Source organism: Neisseria sp. P0014.S009, assembly GCF_051958155.1.
Taxonomy (GTDB): domain Bacteria; phylum Pseudomonadota; class Gammaproteobacteria; order Burkholderiales; family Neisseriaceae; genus Neisseria; species Neisseria flavescens_C.
Genome location: NZ_JBQCVS010000284.1, coordinates 1 through 233, shown reverse-complemented (window position 1 = coordinate 233; position 233 = coordinate 1). Strand labels below are relative to the sequence as shown.

Annotated in this window: 1 pseudogene; it reads left to right on the top strand. The window is 60.5% G+C overall.

Going from position 1 to position 233, the window contains the following annotated elements:
* Positions 1–233 (top strand): annotated as a pseudogene (locus ACTHS4_RS12665) (S9 family peptidase); the annotation flags it as partial.

Here is a 233-nt window from a genome sequence, read left to right as displayed (position 1 = left end):
GCGCAAGGACTGGAACCGCGCGAACCAAAGCTATCCGAGCGGTGCGCTGGTGGCGGTGAAGCTGAATCGGGGCGAACTCGGGGCGGCGCAGCTTTTGTTTGCGCCCGATGAAACGCAGGCATTGGAAAGCGTGGAAACGACCAAGCGTTTTGTGGTGGCGAGCCTGCTGGAAAACGTACAAGGCCGTCTGAAAGCATGGCGGTTTGCCGACGGGAAATGGCAGGAAGCCGAAC